The sequence below is a fragment of the Desertibaculum subflavum genome, from assembly GCA_003576705.1.
Classification (GTDB): Bacteria; Pseudomonadota; Alphaproteobacteria; order Ferrovibrionales; family Ferrovibrionaceae; genus Desertibaculum; species Desertibaculum subflavum.
The window spans coordinates 18,841-38,150 of the sequence record QOZS01000022.1 but is presented as its reverse complement, the minus strand read 5'-3'; the positions used below and the strand labels follow the sequence as shown (position 1 = coordinate 38,150).

The 19,310-nt window shown below is 68.0% G+C and carries 19 protein-coding genes; 8 read left to right on the top strand and 11 right to left on the bottom strand.

The window, feature by feature from the left end:
• Position 1: 1 nt before the first annotated feature.
• On the bottom strand, positions 2-1,033 hold the full coding sequence (locus DT074_RS13370; protein ID WP_162914880.1) for a Gfo/Idh/MocA family protein: 1,032 nt from the start codon (positions 1,031-1,033) through the stop codon (positions 2-4).
• 71 nt (positions 1,034-1,104) lie between these two features.
• Here DT074_RS13370 and DT074_RS13365 point away from each other — a divergent pair, with 71 nt between their 5' ends.
• From DT074_RS13365 to DT074_RS13355, 3 genes are read left to right on the top strand one after another with little or no spacing between them, the layout of a single operon-like run.
• Entirely contained in the window at positions 1,105-2,109 is a 1,005-nt protein-coding gene (locus tag DT074_RS13365; protein ID WP_119420356.1) for a tripartite tricarboxylate transporter substrate binding protein, read from the top strand.
• 40 nt (positions 2,110-2,149) lie between these two features.
• Entirely contained in the window at positions 2,150-2,686 is a 537-nt protein-coding gene (locus DT074_RS13360; protein WP_162914879.1) for a tripartite tricarboxylate transporter TctB family protein, read from the top strand.
• Complete coding sequence (locus DT074_RS13355) at positions 2,686-4,185, top strand: tripartite tricarboxylate transporter permease (protein WP_119420354.1); 1,500 nt, start codon at positions 2,686-2,688, stop codon at positions 4,183-4,185. The genes DT074_RS13360 and DT074_RS13355 overlap by 1 nt, the downstream gene beginning before the upstream one ends.
• 54 nt (positions 4,186-4,239) lie before the next feature.
• Here the strand turns inward: DT074_RS13355 and DT074_RS13350 are convergent, their stop codons facing one another.
• The 4 genes from DT074_RS13350 to pncA all read right to left on the bottom strand — a co-directional run bounded on the left by DT074_RS13350 (position 4,240) and on the right by pncA (position 9,376).
• Entirely contained in the window at positions 4,240-5,847 is a 1,608-nt protein-coding gene (locus DT074_RS13350) for a phosphoenolpyruvate carboxykinase (RefSeq protein ID WP_119420353.1), read from the bottom strand.
• Between the two features lie 153 nt (positions 5,848-6,000).
• The gene (locus DT074_RS13345) at positions 6,001-6,723 is read right to left on the bottom strand and encodes a HugZ family pyridoxamine 5'-phosphate oxidase (RefSeq protein WP_119420352.1); all 723 of its coding nucleotides are present in this window, start codon (positions 6,721-6,723) and stop codon (positions 6,001-6,003) included.
• Between the two features lie 49 nt (positions 6,724-6,772).
• A complete protein-coding gene (locus tag DT074_RS13340) occupies positions 6,773-8,656 on the bottom strand; it encodes a sensor histidine kinase (protein ID WP_162914878.1) in 1,884 nt (627 codons plus the stop codon).
• Between the two features lie 96 nt (positions 8,657-8,752).
• Positions 8,753-9,376 (bottom strand): bifunctional nicotinamidase/pyrazinamidase, encoded by a 624-nt coding sequence (pncA, locus tag DT074_RS13335; RefSeq protein WP_368744656.1) that lies wholly within the window; start codon positions 9,374-9,376, stop codon positions 8,753-8,755.
• Between the two features lie 165 nt (positions 9,377-9,541).
• Between pncA and DT074_RS13330 the strand changes: the two genes are divergently transcribed.
• Entirely contained in the window at positions 9,542-10,267 is a 726-nt protein-coding gene (locus tag DT074_RS13330; RefSeq protein ID WP_119420349.1) for a Bax inhibitor-1/YccA family protein, read from the top strand.
• Between the two features lie 73 nt (positions 10,268-10,340).
• Here DT074_RS13330 and DT074_RS13325 read toward each other — a convergent pair whose 3' ends face one another.
• The 6 genes from DT074_RS13325 to DT074_RS13300 form a co-directional block, all read right to left on the bottom strand.
• Positions 10,341-11,135, bottom strand: coding sequence for an HvfC/BufC family peptide modification chaperone (locus tag DT074_RS13325; protein ID WP_119420348.1), 795 nt, complete (start codon positions 11,133-11,135; stop codon positions 10,341-10,343).
• Positions 11,132-11,980, bottom strand: a complete 849-nt coding sequence (bufB, locus tag DT074_RS13320) for an MNIO family bufferin maturase (RefSeq protein ID WP_119420347.1) — start codon at positions 11,978-11,980, stop codon at positions 11,132-11,134. The genes DT074_RS13325 and bufB overlap by 4 nt, the downstream gene beginning before the upstream one ends.
• Before the next feature lie 108 nt (positions 11,981-12,088).
• Positions 12,089-12,331 carry a BufA2 family periplasmic bufferin-type metallophore gene (gene bufA2, locus DT074_RS13315; protein WP_119420346.1) on the bottom strand — a complete coding sequence of 81 codons (243 nt, stop codon included), beginning with the start codon at positions 12,329-12,331 and terminating at the stop codon, positions 12,089-12,091.
• A 182-nt stretch (positions 12,332-12,513) separates the two neighbouring features.
• The gene (gene bufA2, locus DT074_RS13310; RefSeq protein ID WP_119420411.1) at positions 12,514-12,756 is read right to left on the bottom strand and encodes a BufA2 family periplasmic bufferin-type metallophore; all 243 of its coding nucleotides are present in this window, start codon (positions 12,754-12,756) and stop codon (positions 12,514-12,516) included.
• Positions 12,757-12,896: 140 nt separating this feature from the next.
• On the bottom strand, positions 12,897-13,640 hold the full coding sequence (locus DT074_RS13305; RefSeq protein ID WP_119420345.1) for an SDR family NAD(P)-dependent oxidoreductase: 744 nt from the start codon (positions 13,638-13,640) through the stop codon (positions 12,897-12,899).
• Positions 13,641-13,643: 3 nt separating this feature from the next.
• Positions 13,644-14,537, bottom strand: a complete 894-nt coding sequence (locus DT074_RS13300; protein WP_119420344.1) for an MBL fold metallo-hydrolase — start codon at positions 14,535-14,537, stop codon at positions 13,644-13,646.
• Positions 14,538-14,673: 136 nt separating this feature from the next.
• On the opposite strand from DT074_RS13300, the gene DT074_RS13295 reads away from it, so the two are divergent.
• From DT074_RS13295 to DT074_RS13280, 4 genes are all read left to right on the top strand, one after another.
• The gene (locus DT074_RS13295) at positions 14,674-16,464 is read left to right on the top strand and encodes a DUF255 domain-containing protein (RefSeq protein WP_119420343.1); all 1,791 of its coding nucleotides are present in this window, start codon (positions 14,674-14,676) and stop codon (positions 16,462-16,464) included.
• Between the two features lie 77 nt (positions 16,465-16,541).
• Positions 16,542-17,735 carry an OpgC family protein gene (locus DT074_RS13290; RefSeq protein ID WP_368744655.1) on the top strand — a complete coding sequence of 398 codons (1,194 nt, stop codon included), beginning with the start codon at positions 16,542-16,544 and terminating at the stop codon, positions 17,733-17,735.
• A gap of 13 nt (positions 17,736-17,748) precedes the next feature.
• On the top strand, positions 17,749-18,528 hold the full coding sequence (locus tag DT074_RS13285; RefSeq protein WP_119420342.1) for an SGNH/GDSL hydrolase family protein: 780 nt from the start codon (positions 17,749-17,751) through the stop codon (positions 18,526-18,528).
• Positions 18,525-19,283, top strand: coding sequence for an SGNH/GDSL hydrolase family protein (locus tag DT074_RS13280; RefSeq protein ID WP_162914877.1), 759 nt, complete (start codon positions 18,525-18,527; stop codon positions 19,281-19,283). The genes DT074_RS13285 and DT074_RS13280 overlap by 4 nt, the downstream gene beginning before the upstream one ends.
• The last annotated feature ends 27 nt before the right edge of the window (positions 19,284-19,310 follow it).

The window sequence follows — 19,310 nt, the reverse complement described above, 5'->3', positions numbered from 1 at the left end:
TTCACTCCGGATAGTTGATCTCGACCACGCGATTGTCGCGCGCCGAGGTGATCGCCGCCTCTATCACCGCTGCCGGCACGACGGCGCAGTCGCGCAGGCCTGCCGGCGGCGCACGACGCGTTCTCGCGCAGTCGAGGAAATGCGCCAGCTCCGCCGTCACCACGGCGACCGGATCGGCCGCCGGCCAGCCCGGATCTTCGAGGGCACCGTAATCCGGCCGCCAGATGCCGTCGACCGGCCGATGCGCGCCGCGCTGCACCGCTGCGCGCTCGGCCGCGAAATCGATCTCCGCCACCGCCGCCTCGCCGGTCACCGCGATCTCCTTGCTGGTCACCGCGCCGGGCGTCACCGCATCCGGCCAGCGGCCGGGCTGTATGTAGCCGGTCTCGATCAGGGCGGCGGCACCGGAAGGATAGACGAGCTGGAGCACCGCGAGATCGTCCATGCCGCGGCCGAAGTGATCGCGCGCGACGGCGTAGACGGTGCGCGGCGGTTCGCCCGCGAGCCAGGTCAGGAGGTCGATGAAATGCACCGCGTCGTTGTGCAGGGCGCCGGAATCGCCCCGCGCGCGCTTCAGGCCGAGGAACCGCCCGCTGAGGAAGCGCAGCCGGCCGAAGGCGCCCGCCGCGATCATCGCCTGCAGGCCCTGGGCCTTGGGGTGGAAGCGGAAATAGAGGCCGCATTGCACGATGCGTCGCGTGGACACGGCCAGGCGCTCGAGCTCGGCCGCCTCGTCCACCGTCACCGTGACCGGCTTCTCGATGAAGAGGTCCTTGCCCGCGGCGAGCGCGGCCTTGGCGATGGCGTGATGCGTGTCGCTCGGCGTCAGGATGTCGACCAGATCGGCCGCGGCGAGCGCCGTGCGCCAATCGGCGACCACGCGCGCCTGCGGACAGATTGCATGCACAGTGGACGCTGTCGCCGGATTCGGATCGGCCACGACCAGCCGGTCGGCCACGCCGAGCGCACGCCAGGCGGCGAGATGCGCCGGGCCAAAGGCGCCGCAACCGATCTGCAGGATGGAGTTCGCCAACTTGACGCCCGCTTCGCCGGAGGACCACACTGAGTAACTGTCTCGTTACCAGCGTAATCAGGGGAGGCACCATGCACAAAGTTCTTGCCGCGGCTTTCGTCGCCGCGATGGCGCTCGGGGGCACCACCGCCGAAGCACAATATGCCTGGAAGCCGGAGCGTCCGGTCACCATCATCGTGCCCTGGGCGGCCGGCGGCTCGACCGACCAGATGGCGCGCATCGTGTCGAGCGAGCTGGAGAAGGAGCTGGGCCAGAAGTTCGTGGTGGTGAACCAGCCGGGCGCTTCCGGCTCGATCGGCACCAAGAACGCGATGGAAGCGCCGAAGGACGGCTATACCTGGGCCGCCGGCGCCGCGACCGATGTCGGCACCTACCGCGTGCTCGGCATGCTGGATACCGGGCTGGCCGACTGGAACATGTTCTTCGCCGTCGCCAACCTGTCGGCGATCAGCGTCAACCCGCAGGCGCCGTACAAGGATTTCGGCGAGCTGCTGGCGGCGATGAAGGGCTCCGGAACGCCGGTGGCGGTCGCCACCGCGGGCCTCTCCTCCGCCGGCCACAACCTGATGGAATCGATCAAGGCCAATTCCGGCATCAACTATCGCCACGTCACCTATGACGGCGGCAACCCGGCGGTGATTGCCACCGTCTCGGGCGAGACGCCGGTCGTGGCACAGCTGCTGGTCGAGATGACCGAGATGATCAAGGGCAAGCGCTTACGTCCGCTCGCCATTCTGGCCGACCAGCCGATCAGCCTCGAAGGCTATGGCGAGATTCCGCCGATCACCAAATGGCTGCCGAAGATGCCGGCGCCGCTCAACTATTTCGGCATTTGGGTGCCGAAGGGGGCGCCGGACGCGGTGGTCAGCACCATGACCGAGGTGTGGAAGAACAAGATCGCCAAGTCGGAAGCCCTGCAGAAATACGCACAACAGCGGAGCGCCTTGTTCGCACCACTGCATGGCAAGGAGGCGCAGGACGGCGCCTTCAAGATGGTGCGCTTCACCGCCTGGCTCTATCACGATGCCGGCAAGTCGAAAGTGTCGCCCGACACGCTCGGCATTCCGCGCCTCTGATCTATCGAGGGGCCGCCGCAAGGAGGCCCCTCTCCTTCCCATGACCGTCGAAACCGATTCCTTCGCCTCCGGCTCGCCGCCGCCCTCGCCCCGTGCCGATCTGGTCACGGCGGCGGTGTTCGTCGCGATCAGCCTCACGGTGCTCGCGTTGGCGCTGCAGATGCCGACCTTCACCGATCGCGGCGGCGATCCCTATACGGCGCCCGGCATCGTGCCGGGCTTCTACGGTCTGGTGCTGGCCGGGATCAGCAGCATCCTGGCGGTGCGTGCCCTGCGTCGCGGCGCGCTCAAGCGGCAAGCCGAAACGGCAGCGCCATCCGGTCTCTACAGCAATGCCAGGCTCGCCATCGCCGCCGGGCTCGGCCTCGTCTACACGGTCGGCCTGGTCGGCCGCGTACCGTTCTGGCTTGCCAGCGCTCTCTTCATCGCCGCCTTCGTCGGCGCCTTCGAATGGGATCCCGGCGCGACGCCGAAGGCGAGGCTGCGCCGGCTCGCCGTGGCCGCCGTCATCGGCCTGGTCGCCGGCGGCGCCGCTCACGCGGTGTTCCAGGAGATCTTTCTGGTGCGGCTGCCCTGATGGCCGACGGACTGGGGCAGCTCGGCGGCGCGCTGGCCGGCTTCGCCAATTTCGGCACGCTGTTCAACGTGCTGTGGGCGACCTTGCTCGGCATCGTGATCGGCGCGCTGCCCGGGCTCACCGCCACCATGGGCGTCGCGCTGATGACGACGCTGACCTATTCGATGGCGCATGACAGCGCCATCCTGATCCTGATCTGCATCTATGTCGGCGCCATCTATGGCGGCAGCCGCAGTGCCATTCTGCTCAACATCCCGGGCACGCCGGCCTCGGCCTGCTCGACGCTCGACGGCTTTCCGCTGGCGCGCCAGGGCCTGGCCGGCCGGGCGATGGGCATCTCGACCGCCGGCTCCTGGCTCGGCACCTTGTTCGGCACGCTCTGCGTCGCCGTGTTCACGCCGCTGCTGGGCGAGCTCGCGCTGACCTTCGGCTCTTACGAGTTCTTCTGGGTCGCGGTGTTCGGCATCGTGGTCGCCGGTTCGCTCTCCGGCGGCGATCCGCTCAAGGGCTACATGGCGGGCTTCCTCGGCCTGATGATTGCCACCATGGGCCAGGAGGCGACGCATGCCTATCCGCGCTTCGCCTTCGGCAGCGTCGATCTCGCCGGCGGCATCAGCCTGCTGCCGGCGCTGGTCGGCGCCTTCGGCGTGGCGGAAGTGCTGCAGGTGATGCGCGGTCCCGCCTTCCGCGCCGTCTCCAGCACCGTCGATTCGGTGATCCCCCGCATCCGCGACGTCACGCAATACTGGCGTACCATCCTGCGCTCCGGCGGCATCGGTACCTTCATCGGCACCATGCCGGGGCTCGGCGAGGACATCGCCGCCTGGAGCTCCTACGCGGCGGCGAAGCGCGCCAGCAAGGAGAAGGAGAAATACGGCAAGGGCTCGGTCGAAGGCCTGATGGCGGCGGAGACCGGCGAGAGCGCCTGCGTGCCCGGCGCCATCATCCCCGTGCTGACCTTGGCCGTGCCGGGCTCCGCGCCGGCCGCGGTGCTGCTCGCCGCCATGCTGATCCACGGTCTCAATCCGGGGCCGAACCTGATCGTCTCCACGCCCGAGTTCGTCTACCAGATCGTGGCGATGCTGATCATCGCCGACATGGCCAAGCTGTTCTTCGGCCTGACCCTGGTTCGGCCGCTGCTCTGGATCCTGCTGGTGCCGCGCGAGCGGCTGATGCCGATCGTCTTCGTGCTCTGCACGGTCGGCGCTTTCGCCATCGCGCAGCGCACTTTCGACATCTACGTCATGCTGTTCTTCGGCCTGCTCGGCTTCGTCCTGCGCGAGCTGAAATTCCCGATGGCGCCGCTGATATTGGGGCTGGTGCTGGGCGACCTGCTGGACAAGAACCTGATCCGGGGCCTGAGCCTGTCCGGCGGCGATGTCACGCCCTTCTTCACCCGGCCGATCAGCGCCGTGCTGGCGCTGATCACGCTCGTCTCGGTGCTGTGGTCGATCCCGCCGGTCGCCAACCGGATCGGCGCCCTGTTCCGGCGCAGATGAAAAAGCCCGGCCGCATCGCCGCGGCCGGGCTTCTCGTCTGAATTGCAGGACGGATCAGGCGGCGAGCTTGGGCGCCGCGGCCTTCACCTTGCCGTCCACATAGGGCTCGAACTTGACGAAGTTGTCGTTGAAGCGGCCGGCGAGCTCGCGCGCCTTGCTGTCATAGGCCTGGCCGTCCTTCCAGGTGCCGCGCGGGTTGAGCGCCTCTTCCGGCACGCCGGGGCAGGCGGTCGGCACGGCGATGCCGAAATTGGCGTCGATGCGGGTCGGCACGTTGTCGAGCTTGCCTTCCAGCGCCGCGTTGACCAGCGCGCGGGTGTGCTGGATCGGCATGCGGTAGCCCGCGCCATAGCCGCCGCCGGTCCAGCCGGTATTGACCAGCCAGCAGGTGGCGCCGTGCTTGGCCATCTTCTGGCCGAGCAGGCGGGCGTAGACGGAAGGATGCCGCGGCATGAACGGCGCGCCGAAGCAGGTGGAGAAGGTCGCCTGCGGCTCGCTGCCCATGCCCTTTTCGGTGCCGGCGACGCGCGCGGTGTAGCCGGAGAGGAAGTGATACATCGCCTGGTCGGGCGTCAGCTTGGCGATCGGCGGCAGCACGCCGAAGGCATCCGCCGTCAGCATGATGATCGAAGTCGGGTGCCCGGCGCGGCCGTTCGGCGAGGCATTCGGGATGAAGTCGATCGGGTAGCAGCCGCGGGTGTTCTCGGTGTAGCGGCGGTCGTTCAGGTCGAGCCGGCGCGTGTCGGGATCGACCACGACGTTCTCCAGCACGGTGCCGTAGCGCTGGGTCGTCGCGTAGATCTCGGGCTCGGCCTCGGCCGAGAGGTTGATCACCTTGGCGTAGCAGCCGCCCTCGAAGTTGAACAAGCCGTGCTCCGACCAGCCGTGCTCGTCATCGCCGACCAGGATGCGCCGCGCGTCGGCGGAGAGCGTGGTCTTGCCGGTGCCGGACAGGCCGAAGAAGATCGCCGCCCCCTGATCGCCGACATTGACCGAGCAATGCATCGGCAGCACGTCGCGCGCCGGCAGCAGGTAGTTCAGGATCGAGAAGACCGACTTCTTGATCTCGCCCGCATAGGAAGTGCCGCCGATCAGCACCATGCGCTCGGCGAAATTCATCAGGATGAAGGTCTCGCTGCGCGTGCCGTCGAGTTTCGGGTCGGCGCTGAAACCGGGCGCGCAGAGGATGGTGAATTCGGGCGCGAAGGCGCGGCTCTCGTCCGGCGTCGGGCGCAGGAACATGTTGCGCGCGAACAGCGATTGCCAGGCATGCTCGGTCACGATGCGCACCGGCAGGCGATAGGCCGGATCGGCGCCGCCGAAAGTGTCGAGCACGTAGACGTCACGGTTCTGCAGGTAGGCCAGCATGCGCCGGCGCAGGCCCTCGAAATGCACTTGTTCGATCGGGCGATTGATGTTGCCCCAATCGATGTTCTTCTCGGAGCCGGGCTCCTTGACGATGAACTTGTCGTTCACCGAACGGCCAGTGTGCTGGCCGGTGAGCACGCAAAGCGGGCCGCCATCGGCGAGCATGCCTTCGCCGCGCGACAGCGCGGCTTCGTAGAGCGCAGGGACCGGGAGGTTCCAGTGGGCAGCGCCAAGGTTGGTCAGCCCGAGCTTGTCGAGACCGTGGGGCGATACATACGCGCCGGTCTGTTTCACGGAGTTCCTCCCGCACGCTGGTTGAAGCGCTGCCATCCGCTCGGACCGCGCTGTCGAGGCGCGGAACATAGAGGGGCGATTTTGGCGGTACAAGGGCAGGAAAGGGTTACGAAATCGAAGAAAGCCCTGCCGCAGTGCAGCATTTCACCTTTGTCACGCCGCCGCGCGCGCCTGCTTCACCAAGCGCACCAGTTCGGTGCGCGCCGCCGCGGCATCCTGCACCAGCTGCCCGAATTTCAGGCGCGCGACCTCGGCTTCGCGGCGCAGATCGCAACCTTCCGGATCGCAACCGGTCATGCGCCAGCCGCCGCCGGTGAGGCCGAGCAGCCTGGCGGCATAGAGCTGGATCGCATCCAGGTGATCGTCGTTCATATGCGTGACGATGCCGGCTTCCGCCTCGGCCAGGGCCGGCGCCGGAATTGTCAATAATTCACTGCCGTCGATCCAGTGGATGCGGCCGAACCCCGCCACCAGATGGGCGCGCAGCGGCGCGACGCGGTACAGGCCGAAATCCTTGAACCCGGCATACATCTCCGCTTCCGGGTGTCGTCGCAGGAAGCGCTGCCGGTCAAGCGGATCCGCCGAGGGGCGGGCCTGTCCCAACAGGGTGACGCGCGCGCCGGTCAGCGGATCGGCGAGGCCGGACGTCGCCTCGAACAGCAGCGACACGCGATCATCGGCGGCGAGATTGCGCGAGTGCTCGGCCAGCGTCGAGATCAGCAGCAACGGCGTACCGTCGATCGCCGTCGCCACCAGCACGAGAGAGCCATAGGGCCAGCCATCGGCGGCAAGCGCGGTCGAGAGCGCGGCGACGGGCCGCGCGCGGATCAGCGCGCGCGCCTGGTCGGCCGGCGTGGCGGAAGCGGCTTCGGACATGGCAGCATGCAATCACACCCGGCCGGGCCAGGCCAGCGCGCCGGCAGGATCAGGCGGCGGCGGCGGCCAGCCGATTCACCGGCAGCGTCACGCTGACCCGCGTGCCGTGGCCAAGCTGGCTCTCGATCGACAATGAGCCGCCATGCAGCTCCGCCAGCGCGCGGGTGATCGCGAGCCCGAGACCGGAGCCCGGCTGCCGGCGCGACAGCACATCGTCGACCTGCACGAAGGGCCGGCCCAGAGTGTCGATCTTGTCGGCCGGAATGCCAGGCCCCTGATCGACGACGGTGATCACCGCCATCTCGCCGTCGCGGCGCAGCAGCACGTCGACGCTGGCGCCCTCCGGCGAGAACTTGATGGCGTTGGAGAGCAGGTTGAGCAGGATCTGCTGCACGGCGCGGCGGTCGACCACGGCCGGCATGCCGGCGCCGGACGGCACCTTGACGGTAACGCGGCCGCGCTGCGCGACCGGGCTGATCATGCGCGTCGCCTCCTCGATCAGCTCGCCGAGATCGATCCGCTCCGGCACCAGTTCGCGCTTGCCGGCCTCGATGCGCGACAGGTCGAGGATGTCATTGATCAGGTCGAGCAGATAGATGCCGCTGTTGTGGATATCGTCGGCATATTCGAGATAGCGCGGCGCGCCGATCGGGCCGAGCAGCTCGCGGCTCATCGTCTCCGAGAAGCCGATGATGGCATTGAGCGGCGTGCGCAGCTCATGGCTCATATTGGCGAGGAAGGCGGATTTGGCGCGGCTATGCGCCTCGGCCATTTCGCGCGCGTTGCGCGCTTCGAGCTGGGCGAGCTTGAGGCCGGTGATGTCGCTCCACAATCCGATCACGCCGCCTTCGGCCGTACGCTGCTCGTAGATCCTGAGCCAGCGGCCATCGGCATGCAGCTGCTCGATCGGCTCGCCGCTCGCCTCGCGGTGCTGGGCGATGCGCCGCTCGAGCCAGCTCTCCGCGTCGCGCTCCACTTCCGGATCGAGGATATGGGCCGGCGGACAGTGACGCAGGATTTGTTCGAAGGTGGACCCGATGAGCCCCGCCATGGTGCGGGCATGCGGATAGAACTCGATCCAGCGCTGGTTGTGCAGGACCAGCCGGTCGTCGGCATCGAACAGGGCGAAGCCGTCGCGCATCGATTCGATCGCAGAGCGCAGGCGCCGCTCGGCCTCGTAAAGCTGGGTCACGTTGCGACCGGTGCCGCGATACCCGCGGAACCTGCCCTCGGCATCGAAGATCGGCTTGCCCGACGAGCTGACCGCGTGCGAACGCCCGCTCAGATCGCGGCCGCGATACATGAAGTCCTTGAACGGCCGGCGCGCGGCCAGATCGGCTTCGTGCGCGGCCAGCGAGGTGTCGAGCGGGGTGACCCGCATCTCGGTCCGCTTCTGGCCGATGAAGAACGATGCCGGCACGCCGCAATAGGCCTCGACCGAGGGCGAGATCCAGGTGAAACGCAGATTCTCGTCGATCTCCCAGAACCAGTCGGAGGCGATCTCAGCAAAATCCTGGAAGCGCTGCTCGCGCTCGGCGAGATCGGTCTGCAGGCGCCGGGCCCGGGTGACATCGCGCCCGGTGGCAATGACATAGAGCGTGCCGTCCTCGGCGCTGGCGACAGGCAGGCAGGTCAGGTCGACGATGAAGGCCGAGCCGTCGAGCCGCTGGCAGGCGAGATCGAAGCGACCGGGCCGCCCTTCGGCCACGGCGGCCACAGCCTCCCGCCAGGCCCCAAGCGCCGCCTCGCCGCTGGGCCGAAGCCGGCCCAGATCGCGGCCGATCGTGTCGGCCGCCAGCATCCCGGTGGTGGCGACAAAGCCGGCGTTAACCCACACCACATCGGCGCGCCGCGCATCCACCATGAAGGCGATGTCGGGCGAGGCGCGGTGGATGCGCTCCAGCTCCAGGACAATATGCGGGACAGCGGCCAACGGACGTCGCCCCTCCTTCATGCGGCGGCACAGCCGTCGCGGAGGCTAAGTTGCGGGCTTTAACCGCTCCTTACCCGACGTGACGGCGCGGTCAGATTAGACGACAGCCGCGGCAGCGGTAAATTCGATATCGTGCTCGCGCATTTTTTGCACCGCCATGCCCAGCGAGCCGTCCAGATCGATGCCCCGGCAGGCATCCTCGACGAGGGTGCAGGCGAAGCCCAGCGCGCGGGCGTCGAGCGCCGAGTAGAGCACGCAGAAATCGGTCGCCAGGCCGCAGAAATAGAGCCGGCGCACGCCGAGGCCGGACAGATAGCCGGCCAGGCCCGTTGCCGTCCGACGGTCGTTCTCGAAGAAGGCGGAATATGAATCCACCTTTGGATTCATGCCCTTGCGTAGGATGAGCGCGGCCGCGGCGGTGGCCAGATCCGGGTGGAAGGCGGCCCCTTGCGTGCCCTGGACGCAATGGTCGGGCCACAGCACCTGGGGACCGTAATCCACTGCCACTGTCTCGAAGGGCTGCCGCCCGGGATGGCTGGCGGCGAAGGAAAGGTGCCCGCGCGGGTGCCAGTCCTGGGTCAGCACCACACGGGGGAAATGCGGCATCAGCCGGTTAATCGCCGGGACCACCGCATCGCCGTCGGGCACGGCCAGCGCGCCGCCCGGGCAGAAGTCGTTCTGCACGTCGATCACCACCAGCGCCGCATCGCTGCCGGGCATGGCAACCTCCATCTCGCTGCAATGCAACAAAGCCATCCTAGCAATCATGGCGCGCAGCGGGAGTCATGCGCAGATGACAACCCTGTAACGCCGGTTTCGCTTGATTCCCCGGTGCGTATCCCCATATTCGAACGGCTAGGGAGCAACTTCTCGCAAGGACAGGCAATGGCAACGAAATTCGACAGGCGCTGGGCGGTACCGGGCTATGCCGGCACAGCGACGCAGGTCGATGTCGACCAGGCGCTGCGCGCCCACATGCTCAAGGTCTACAACATCATGGCCTCGGGCCTGCTGTTGTCGGGCATCGTGGCGCTGGCGGTGTCGATGAGCCCCGCGCTGGTCCAGGCGATCTTCATGTCGCCGCTGCGCTGGGTCGTGCTGCTCGCCCCGCTCGGCCTGATCATGTGGATGAGCTTCGGCTACAACTCGATGAGCGCCCGCATGCTGTCCACCCTCTACTGGGTGTTCACCGGCCTGATGGGGCTGTCGCTGGCGAGCCTGTTCCTCATCTATACCGGCTCGAGCGTGGTGAAGGTGTTCTTCATCACCGCCGCCACCTTCGGCGCGGCCAGCCTGTACGGCTATCTGACGAAGAAGGACCTCACCAGCATGGGGACCTTCCTGTTCATGGGCCTGATCGGGCTGATCATCGCGGGCCTCGTGAACCTCTTCCTGCAGAGCCCGATGATGCACTTCGTGATCTCGGCGATCGGCGTGCTGGTGTTTACCGGCCTGACCGCCTACGACACGCAGAACATCAAGGCCGAGTTCGACGAGGGCCACGCCGAGGAAGTGCTGCAGAAGGGCGCCACCATGTCGGCGGTGCGGCTCTACCTCAACTTCGTGAACCTGTTCCAGTTCATGCTCAGCATCCTGGGCAATCGCAACTGACCGACCCCACGGTCGGCCACAGGCGCCCGGCGGAGCGATCCGCCGGGCGCTTTGCTTTTCGGAGGGTTGCTGTTCAGCCTTCCGCCGTCACCACGGCGATCAAGTCGAGCTCGATCCAGGCGCGCAGCAGGCCCGCAGCACGCACCGCCGCCATCTCTTCCGGATGGAAATCGCCGAGGCGTTCGCAGATGCGGGCGAAGGGCTCGCCGGCGGCCAAGGCATCGAAGGCCACCAGGGCGTCGGGCTCGAGATCCAGGATCTCGGTTTCCAGTCCGCGCCGCCAGACGGCCAGCGCGCGCGGTGCCGGCTCAATTTCCGGCAGCGCCTCGCCCGCCGTCGCGGCGCGGCGGATGGCATCGGCATTGGTCTTCAGGTCGAGCCGCCGCACCGACGGTACGACGGCAAAGCGCAAGCCCGGCCAGGCTTCCGGCGGCTGTCCCGCCATGTCGGCGAAGGTCACCAGATCGGATTCCGCGGCGTCGAAGGCCTCGCCCACCGCCCAGTCGAGCGCCGCGAGGTCGCGTATCGCGCATTCTCCGGACCACGGCGCCGCTTGCCGCACGAAGCCCGGCAGGTGGCGGCCGAACCAGCGGGCATTCGCATGGTCGGAGGGATGCGCCGCGATATAGGCCCGCGCGAGCGCGTCGAAGCGCTCCGGCCCGATCCAGGCGCGGAGCCCGGGAAAGTCGTTCTCCAGCACCTCGACCAGGCGCAACACATAGGCCGCGCCGTACACATCGAGCAGGGTCGCGGCATCGGCCTTGGCGGTCGACCGCACGCGCGCCAGCATCTCGTGCGGACGGCCGAGCAGATAGTCCTGGAAATCGCGCTGCAACCCGGCCAGAGCCGTTTCGGCGCCCGCGGTCATGGCGCCACCGGCGCGGCGGCCTCGGCGTCGGCGGCGATCGCGCGCGCCTGTTCGAGCTCGGCGACAAGCTCGGCCAACGGCGGGATGTCGGCATCGCGCTCGATCATGGTCGAGACCGGGCCGAAGCGCCGCCAGGCCTGGGCAAAGAGCTGCCACACGCCGTCGACGATCGGATGGTCGTGCGTGTCGACGATGTGGCTGCCGTTGTTCTGATGCCCGGCGAGATGGAACTGGCGCACGCGCCGCGGATCGACGCCGTCGAGATAGCGGCGCGGATCGAATTCGTGGTTGTAGGCGCTGACGAAGATGTTGTTGACGTCGAGCAGGATCAGGCAGTCGGCCCGATCTGCGATCGCCGACAGGAATTCCCATTCCGGCATCGCCGAGTGGCGATAACTTACATAGCTCGACACGTTCTCCAGCAGAATCTGCCGCTTCAGTCGGTCCTGCACGCGCCGCACGCGCTCGACGACATGCGCAATCGCCTCCTCGGTCTGCGGCAGCGGCAGCAGGTCGTGCATGTTGACGCCGCGATGGCCGGTCCAGCAGAGATGGTCGGAGACCCAGAGCGGCTCGACGCGGTCGATCAGCGCCGCGAGGCGATCCAGATACTCGGCATCGAGCGGATCGCTGCCGCCGATGGAGAGCGAGACGCCGTGCAACACCATCGGATAGTCGCGCCGGAAGCGGTCGAGGTAATGCAGCGGCTTGCCGCCCTCGACCATGTAGTTCTCGCTGATCGCCTCCAGCCAGTCGACCTTGGGCCGCTCCTCGAGCAGCGCCTCGTAATGCTCGGTGCGCAGCCCGAGTCCGAAGCCGAGATAGGGACGGTGTTCGGTCTTCATCGCCTGGAGCCTAGCCGCAACCCGCGACATCCTGGAAGCAGCGAGGGCGCCGGGCGCCTTGCGGCACCGGCGCCCTCAGCCGGACCTGAAATCGGTCAGGACGTCGGATCAGCCGACCTTGCCGCCGGCGGCCTTGCAGGAAGCCTCGTCCTTCGTGCTCACGAAGCCCTTGCCCTTGCAGGCGTTCTGGCCCTTGCAGGCGCTCGAGCCGGTCTTGCAGGCGCTGGTGCCCTTGCACGAATTGCCGCCGACGCACTTCACATCGGCCTGCGCCGGGGTGACGTGGGCGATCGTGCCGGCCGCGAAGAACGCTGCCGCCGTGGCCGCAACGAGCATGGCTTTGCTGGTCATAAGGTTCATCTCCCTGTGGGGGCGGCCCGATGCGGGTCGCGAACGGGGCGAATGCTATGCCCGCAGACTGGAATGACCAATGACGTTTCAGGGATATTGCCCACACGAACGTTCAACAGCGTGTGAGGTGCAGATTAGAGTTTCTTTGCCGTGCGCGGCGCGGCATGCCGTCGCTGCGCCGGTCAGCTGGCCTTGCCGCCGGCCGCCTTGCAGGCGGCCTCATCCTTGGTCGAGACCCAGCCCTGGCCTTTGCAGGCATTCCGGCCCTTGCAGGCGCTGGACGCCGTCTTGCATGCGCTTGTCCCCTTGCACGCATTGGCGCCCACGCATTTCACGTCCGCCCGGGCCGGGCTGACGGCGGCGATGGTGCCGGCCGCGAAGAATGCCGCCGCCGTGGCCGCGACGAGCATGGTCTTGCTGGTCATGTGGATCTTCTCCCTGGCTGCGCGGCCCAAAACGCAGGCCGCCTTCACATGGAATCTACGCATCGCGAAGCAGCGAGGACCAATGACGGACGGCAATCTCGGCACACGGATGCTCAACAGAACGTGAAGTCTCCGCCCGGTCAGACGTGCTGGCCGCCGTTGATGTGGATCTCGGCGCCGTTCACGTAGGAGGCTTGCGGCGAGCACAGGAAATAGATCGTCGAGGCGACTTCCTCCGGTTTGCCAAGCCGGTGCATCGGGATGTCGCGCCGCACGATCTCGTCGGTGCCGGGCGACAGGATCTTGGTCTCGATCTCGCCCGGCGCGATGGCGTTGACGCGGATGCCGAGCGGCGCGAAGTCATGCGCCATTTCGCGCGTCAGCCCGGCCAGTGCGGCCTTCGATGTCGCATAGGCCGTGCCGGCGAAGGGATGCACGCGCGAGCCGGCGATCGACGTCACGTTGACGATCGAGCCGCCGCCCGCCTGCAGCTCCTTCACCAGGCCGCGGGCGAGCAGGATGGTGGCGAAGAAGTTGACGTTGAAGACCTTGAGCCAGTCGGCGTAGTCGGTCTCCAGGCTCGACATGCGCTTGCCGCCCGGCAGTTTGGGCGAAATGCCGGCATTGTTGACCAGGGCGTGCAGCTTGCCGTCCCGCAGGCGCTTGCGCATCTCCTCGATGCCGGCAGGCAATTTCTCCATGTCGGCAAGGTCGAGCTGAACGTGATTCTCCTCGCCGCCCTCCCACGGGCAGTCCTCCGAGAACGCCTGACGCGACACGGTGATGACGCGCCAGCCGGCGGCGCTGAAGCGCTTCACCGTCGCATGGCCGATGCCGCGCGAGGCGCCGGTGAGGACCAGGGTCTTGCCGCTGTCGGAGGACATGGGTCAGGCCAATCGGTAGGTGGCGGGCTCGCTGCCGCCGTCGACGCGAACCCGGCCAGTCTCCGCCATGTGGATCAGATGCGCCAGCACCGACCGCGCCGCCGCCGGATGCAGCCGCTTGTCGACGTCGCGGTACATGATCTCGACCATGCGCGGGATGGTCATGGCGCCGTCGGCGATGCAGGCGAGGATCTGCCGCTCGCGATCCTCGCGGTGCTCGATGAAGGCGCGGACGAAGCTCTGCGGCTCCGGAATGGCCGGCCCATGCGTCGGCCAGTAGAGCCGGTCGTCGCGCGGCAGCAGCTTCTTCAGGCTGGCGAAGTAATCGGCCATGTCGCCGTCGGGCGGCGAGATCACCGAGGTCGACCAGCCCATCACATGGTCGCCGGAGAACAGCGCCCGCTCTTCGCGCAACGCGAAGCAGAGATGGTTGGAGAGATGCCCCGGCGTGTGCAGCGCCTCCATAGTCCAGCCGGCGCCCGCGATCACGTCGCCATCGCCGATCCGTTCGTCGGGGGTATAGTCGTGGTCGCCGCCCTCCTCCACCGCCTTCTCGCCCGGCCGCACCGGATGCGGCCCGAAGCCGTAGACCTTGGCGCCGGTCGCCTCCTTCAGCCACTTGGCGCCGGGGGAATGATCGCGGTGCGTATGGGTGATCAGGATGTGGGTCACCGTCTCGCCGTCCACCGCCTTCAGCAGGGCGTCGAAATGCTCCCGCATGTCGGGGCCGGGATCGATCACCGCGACCTTGCCGCGGCCGACAATGTAAGTGCCGGTGCCGTGGAAGGTGAACGGGCCGGGATTGCGCGCCACCACGCGCCGGATCAGCGGCGATATCTGCGCGGCCTCGCCATAGCTGAACTCGAGATCGCGGTGGAACGGGATGGTCACGGGCATGGGGCCGCCGGGAATGCTGGGGTTATCCGATCTTCGCCGTATGTAGCGCGCCGGGCAACCCAATCACAGCTGCGCGACATGCGATCCATGCCGGGGCGGGCGGGCGTAGAAGGTGCGAACCCTTCCGGGATAGCCCATGTTGCGCCGCCTTCTGCTCGCCTTGACCGCAATTCTGTCCTTGCCCGGCGCGGCCTTGGCGGCCGATCCCGCCTCGCCGATCGCCTGGCGCGGCTGGTCGGTCGAGGTGTTCGAGCAGGCCAGGCGCGAGGGCAAGCTGGTCCTGCTCGACATGGAAGCGGTGTGGTGCCACTGGTGCCACGTGATGGACGAGACCACCTACCGCGATCCCAAGGTGGTCGAGCTCATTGGCCGGCATGTGATCGCGGTCAAGGTCGACCAGGACGCGAACCCGGCCCTGTCGCAGCGCTACGAGGATTGGGGCTGGCCCGCCACCATCGTGTTCGACGGCCAGGGCCAGGAGCTGCACAAGGAGCGCGGCTACATCGCGCCGGCGGATCTGGCATCGACCCTGGCGGCGCTGATCGCCAATCCGGTTCCGCTCGCGGCGCCGCCGCGGCGGGAGGCCGAGAGCACCGGCGGCCAGCTCTCGCCCGCGCAGCTCGAAGCGCTGACGCAACGCTTTGCCGAGGCCTATGACGACGAGCAGGGCGGCTGGGGCGGCGGCCACAAATTCGTCCAGGCCGAGGCGCTGGACTGGGCGCTGAGCCGGGCTCTGCGCGGCGATCGCGCGGCGGCCGAGCGCGCCCGCACCACGCTCCGCAACGCGCGCGCCCTCATTGATCCGGTATTCGGCGGCGTGTTCCAGTATTCCGATAACGGCCGCTGGGACAGCCCGCATTTCGAGAAGATCATGAGCCTGCAGACCCAGGCGCTGCGCCTCTATGCGACGGCGGCGACGGTGCTGCGCGAGCCTGCCCTGCTCGACGGCGCGCGCGACATCCATCGCTTCATCGAGCGCTTCATGCGGGCGCCGGATGGCGGGTACTATGTCAGCCAGGATGCCGATCTGCGCGGCGCGCGCAGTTTGCCGGGCAAGGATTACTACGCCCTGCCGGCCGCGGCGCGACTGGCGGCGGGATTGCCGCGCATCGACACCAGCACCTATGCCCGCGAGACCGGCTGGACGATCTCGGCCTATATCGCGCTGCACGAGGCGACCGGCGATCCGGCGCCGCTGCGCGCGGCGCTGGACGGCGCCGCGTGGGCGATCGCCAACCGCCGCGGAGCTGATGGCGGCTTCGTGCATGGCGCCGAGGAGGCGCCCCGCCGTTCGCTGCAGCCCAACCTCGCCATGGGCATCGCACTGCTCGATCTCTATCGCAGCACGGCCGACCGACGCTGGCTGGTCGAGGCGGCGCGCACCGCCGACCACATGATCGCCCGGCTGGAGGATGCGGCCGGCGGCTTCCCCGCCGCGCCGGAACCGAAAGGCGCGATCGGCGCGCTGGCGGAGCCGGTCAAGCATCTCGACGACAACACGATGGCGGCGCGGTTCCTGAACCTGCTCGGCCACCATACCGGCGCGGCGCGGCACCGCGACGCCGCCAGGCGCACCTTGGCCTGGCTGGCAGCGGCGCCGGCCGCCGGGCGTGCCGCCTTCTGGCCCGGATTGCTGCAGGCGGCGCACGAGCTCGGCAGCGATCCGCTGCATCTCACCGTGGTCGGCGCTCGCCGCGATGCGGCGACCGGGGCGCTGTTCGCCGCCGCCAAGGCGCTGCCCGGCATCTACCGCCGGCTCGAACTCTACGACCCGGCGGACGGCGATTTGCCCAACCACGACGTGACCTATCCGGAGCTGCCGGAGCCGGCGCTGTTCGCCTGCACCAACAAAGTTTGCTCGCTGCCGGTCTTCGACGCCGCGGACGTGCCGGCCGCCTTCGCCAAGCTGGTCCGGCGCGCCGGATAGGCCGGGCAGCCTGCCGGATTTCCGACAAGGTCTGGTAAGGTGAGAGGGTTCGTCGCGACGGACCCAGATGGTTCCCCGTGCCCGCCCCCGTGCCCGCGTTTCTGCGCCTGTTCCTGCGTCCCGACCCGACGCCCCTTGCCGGGGGCGGGCGGGATCTGCGCATCGACCTGGCCCGGGGGCTGGCGCTGGTCTTCATTTTTCTTAATCACATTCCGGACAATATCGCGAGCTGGGTTTCCAACCGGAATTGGGGCTTCAGCGACGCGACCGAGATCTTCGTCTTCGTGTCCGGCTATTCCGCCATGCTCGCCTACGGCTCGATCATGCAGAAATCGGGGTTCGCCCGCGCCACCGCGAGCGTGCTTCGGCGCGTCTGGCAGATCTATCTCGCGCACCTGATCCTGTTCATCTTCTTCGTCGCCCAGATCGCCTATGTCTCGGCCAATTTCGACAACCCGATGTTCGCCGAGGAGATGAATGTCGGGCCGCTGCTCGAACGGCCGGACGTGATCCTGCTGCAGGCCGTGCTGCTGCGCTTCAAGCCGGTCAACATGGACGTGCTGCCGCTCTACATCGTGCTGCTGGCGGCGTTCCCGGCCATCCTGTGGGCGATGCTGCGGGCGCCGTTCGCCGCCCTGCTCGGCACGATCCTGCTCTATGTCGTCGCGCGGCGCTTCGACTGGAACCTGCCCGCCTATCCCGAGGGCGGCTGGTTCTTCAACCCTTTCGCCTGGCAGATCCTGTTCGTGCTGGGCGCCTATTGCGCCGTCACCCGCGGCCACGGCTTCTGGCGCCGCCTGCAGCCGGCGACCGTCGGCGGGCTGGCGGCGATCTATCTCGTCTTCGCCTTCGCCATCGTGCTGACCTGGCACCATCCGCCGCTGACCGCTTTTGTGCCGGCCTGGCTGAACGCCTGGCTCTACCCGATCGACAAGACCGGCCTCGATACGCTGCGGCTGGCGCATTTCCTGGCCACGGCCTATCTGACCGTGCTGCTGGTGCCGCCCGGCGCGAAATGGTTGCGCCATCGCGCACTGACACCGCTAATGCTTTGCGGGCGGCAATCGCTGCATGTCTTCTGCGTCGGCGTCTTCCTTTCCTTCGCAGCGCATTTCGTATTGACGGTTAACGGCAGCACCAACATCGCCGAAATACTTGTGAGTCTTCTCGGAATTATCATAATGATCGGGGTGGCGGCGCTGGTCGATTGGTACAAGCTGTCCGAGAAGGGGCCGGTGACCGCGGTCGCCGTGCGCGGCGGCGCGGAATGAGGGGGCAAAGCACATGAGCGGTCGGCGGCTTGCCGCGGCCATTGTGCTGGCGACCGCGATGGCGGTGGCCGGGCCTGCGGCCGTTGCGGGCACCTGCGACGCGCCGGCCGACGACACCTTCATCGCCTTCGGCCTGCCGCGCGTGGCCGCCAAGCTGAAGGCGCGCGAGCCGGTCGCCATCCTGGTGCTGGGCACCGCCTCGTCGCTGGATTACGGCACCGATCCGGCCGGCCGCGCCTATCCGGCGCGCCTGCTGACGGAACTGCGCAAGCTGCGCCCGGTACCCACCGTGACGGTCGTCAACCGCTCGATCCGGCAGGAGACGGCGGCGGCGATGATCAAGCGGTTCGATCAGGAGATCGCCGCCACCAGGCCCGACCTGGTGATCTGGCAGACCGGCTCCACCGATGCGGTCAGCCGCGTCGGCGTCAGCGAGTTCGGCGATGCGCTCGGCACCGGCATCGACCTGGTGCACCGGCGCGATGTCGACCTTCTGTTCGTCACGCCGCAATTCATGCCGCAGGCGGCCGCGGTCTCGCGCTTCGGCGATTATGTCGACTATATGGAGCAGGTGGCGCAGAGCCGCCGGGTTCCGCTGCTCAATCGCTACGACATCATGCGCCACTGGTCGGAGAGCGGTGCCATCGCCATGGACCCGGCCGGCAAGCCGGAAAAGCTCAAGCTGATCGACACCGTGCAGGCATGCGTCGCCGAGCAGCTTGCACGCGCCATCGCGGCGGCGGTGAGCGACGATGCCCCGGAAGGAAGGGACCGCACGGCCGCCAAACGATGACCCGCACAATCATGACCTTCTTCGCCGCCCTGCTCTGGGCGGTCCCGGTCCTGGCGCGCGACATGCCCGAGGACCGCTGCACGACCACCGTAGCCAACCAGCGGCTCGGCGTGTCGCTGCCGCGCGTCGCCGACCGCATCGCCCGCGGCAAGTCGGTCACGGTGGTTGCCATCGGATCGTCGTCCACCTCCGGCGCCGGCGCGAGCGATGCCGCCCACAGCTATCCGAGTGTGCTGGAAGCCGCGCTCGGCGCCCGGCTGTATGGCGCCCGGGTGCATGTCGTCAACAAGGGCGTGAACGGCGACTTCACCCGCAGCATGGTCGAACGCTTCGAGCGCGACGTCTTCCCACACCACCCCCAGCTGGTGATCTGGCAGGTCGGCGCCAATGCGGTGCTGCGCGACAAGGGTATTGGGAACCACGGACCGACGATCCGCGACGGCATCCGCCGCCTGAAAGCGGCCGGCGCCGACGTCGTGCTCATGGATATCCAGTACGCGCCGCGCCTGCTCAACGACCCGGACCATGCCGATATGGTGGCGTTGCTCGACCGCGTCGCCGCCGAAGAGCATGTCGGCCTGTTCCGCCGGTTCCAGATCATGCGCTCCTGGATCGAGACCGGGCGCATGACCAACGAGGAGATGCTGTCGCCCGACGGGCTGCATCTCAACGACCTCTCCTACGACTGCATCGGACGGCTGATGGCGCAGTCGATCATGGACAGCGCGGAGCGCCGCACCGCCGGCATGCGCTGAGCCGCTCGCCTGCGCTGAGCCTCCCGC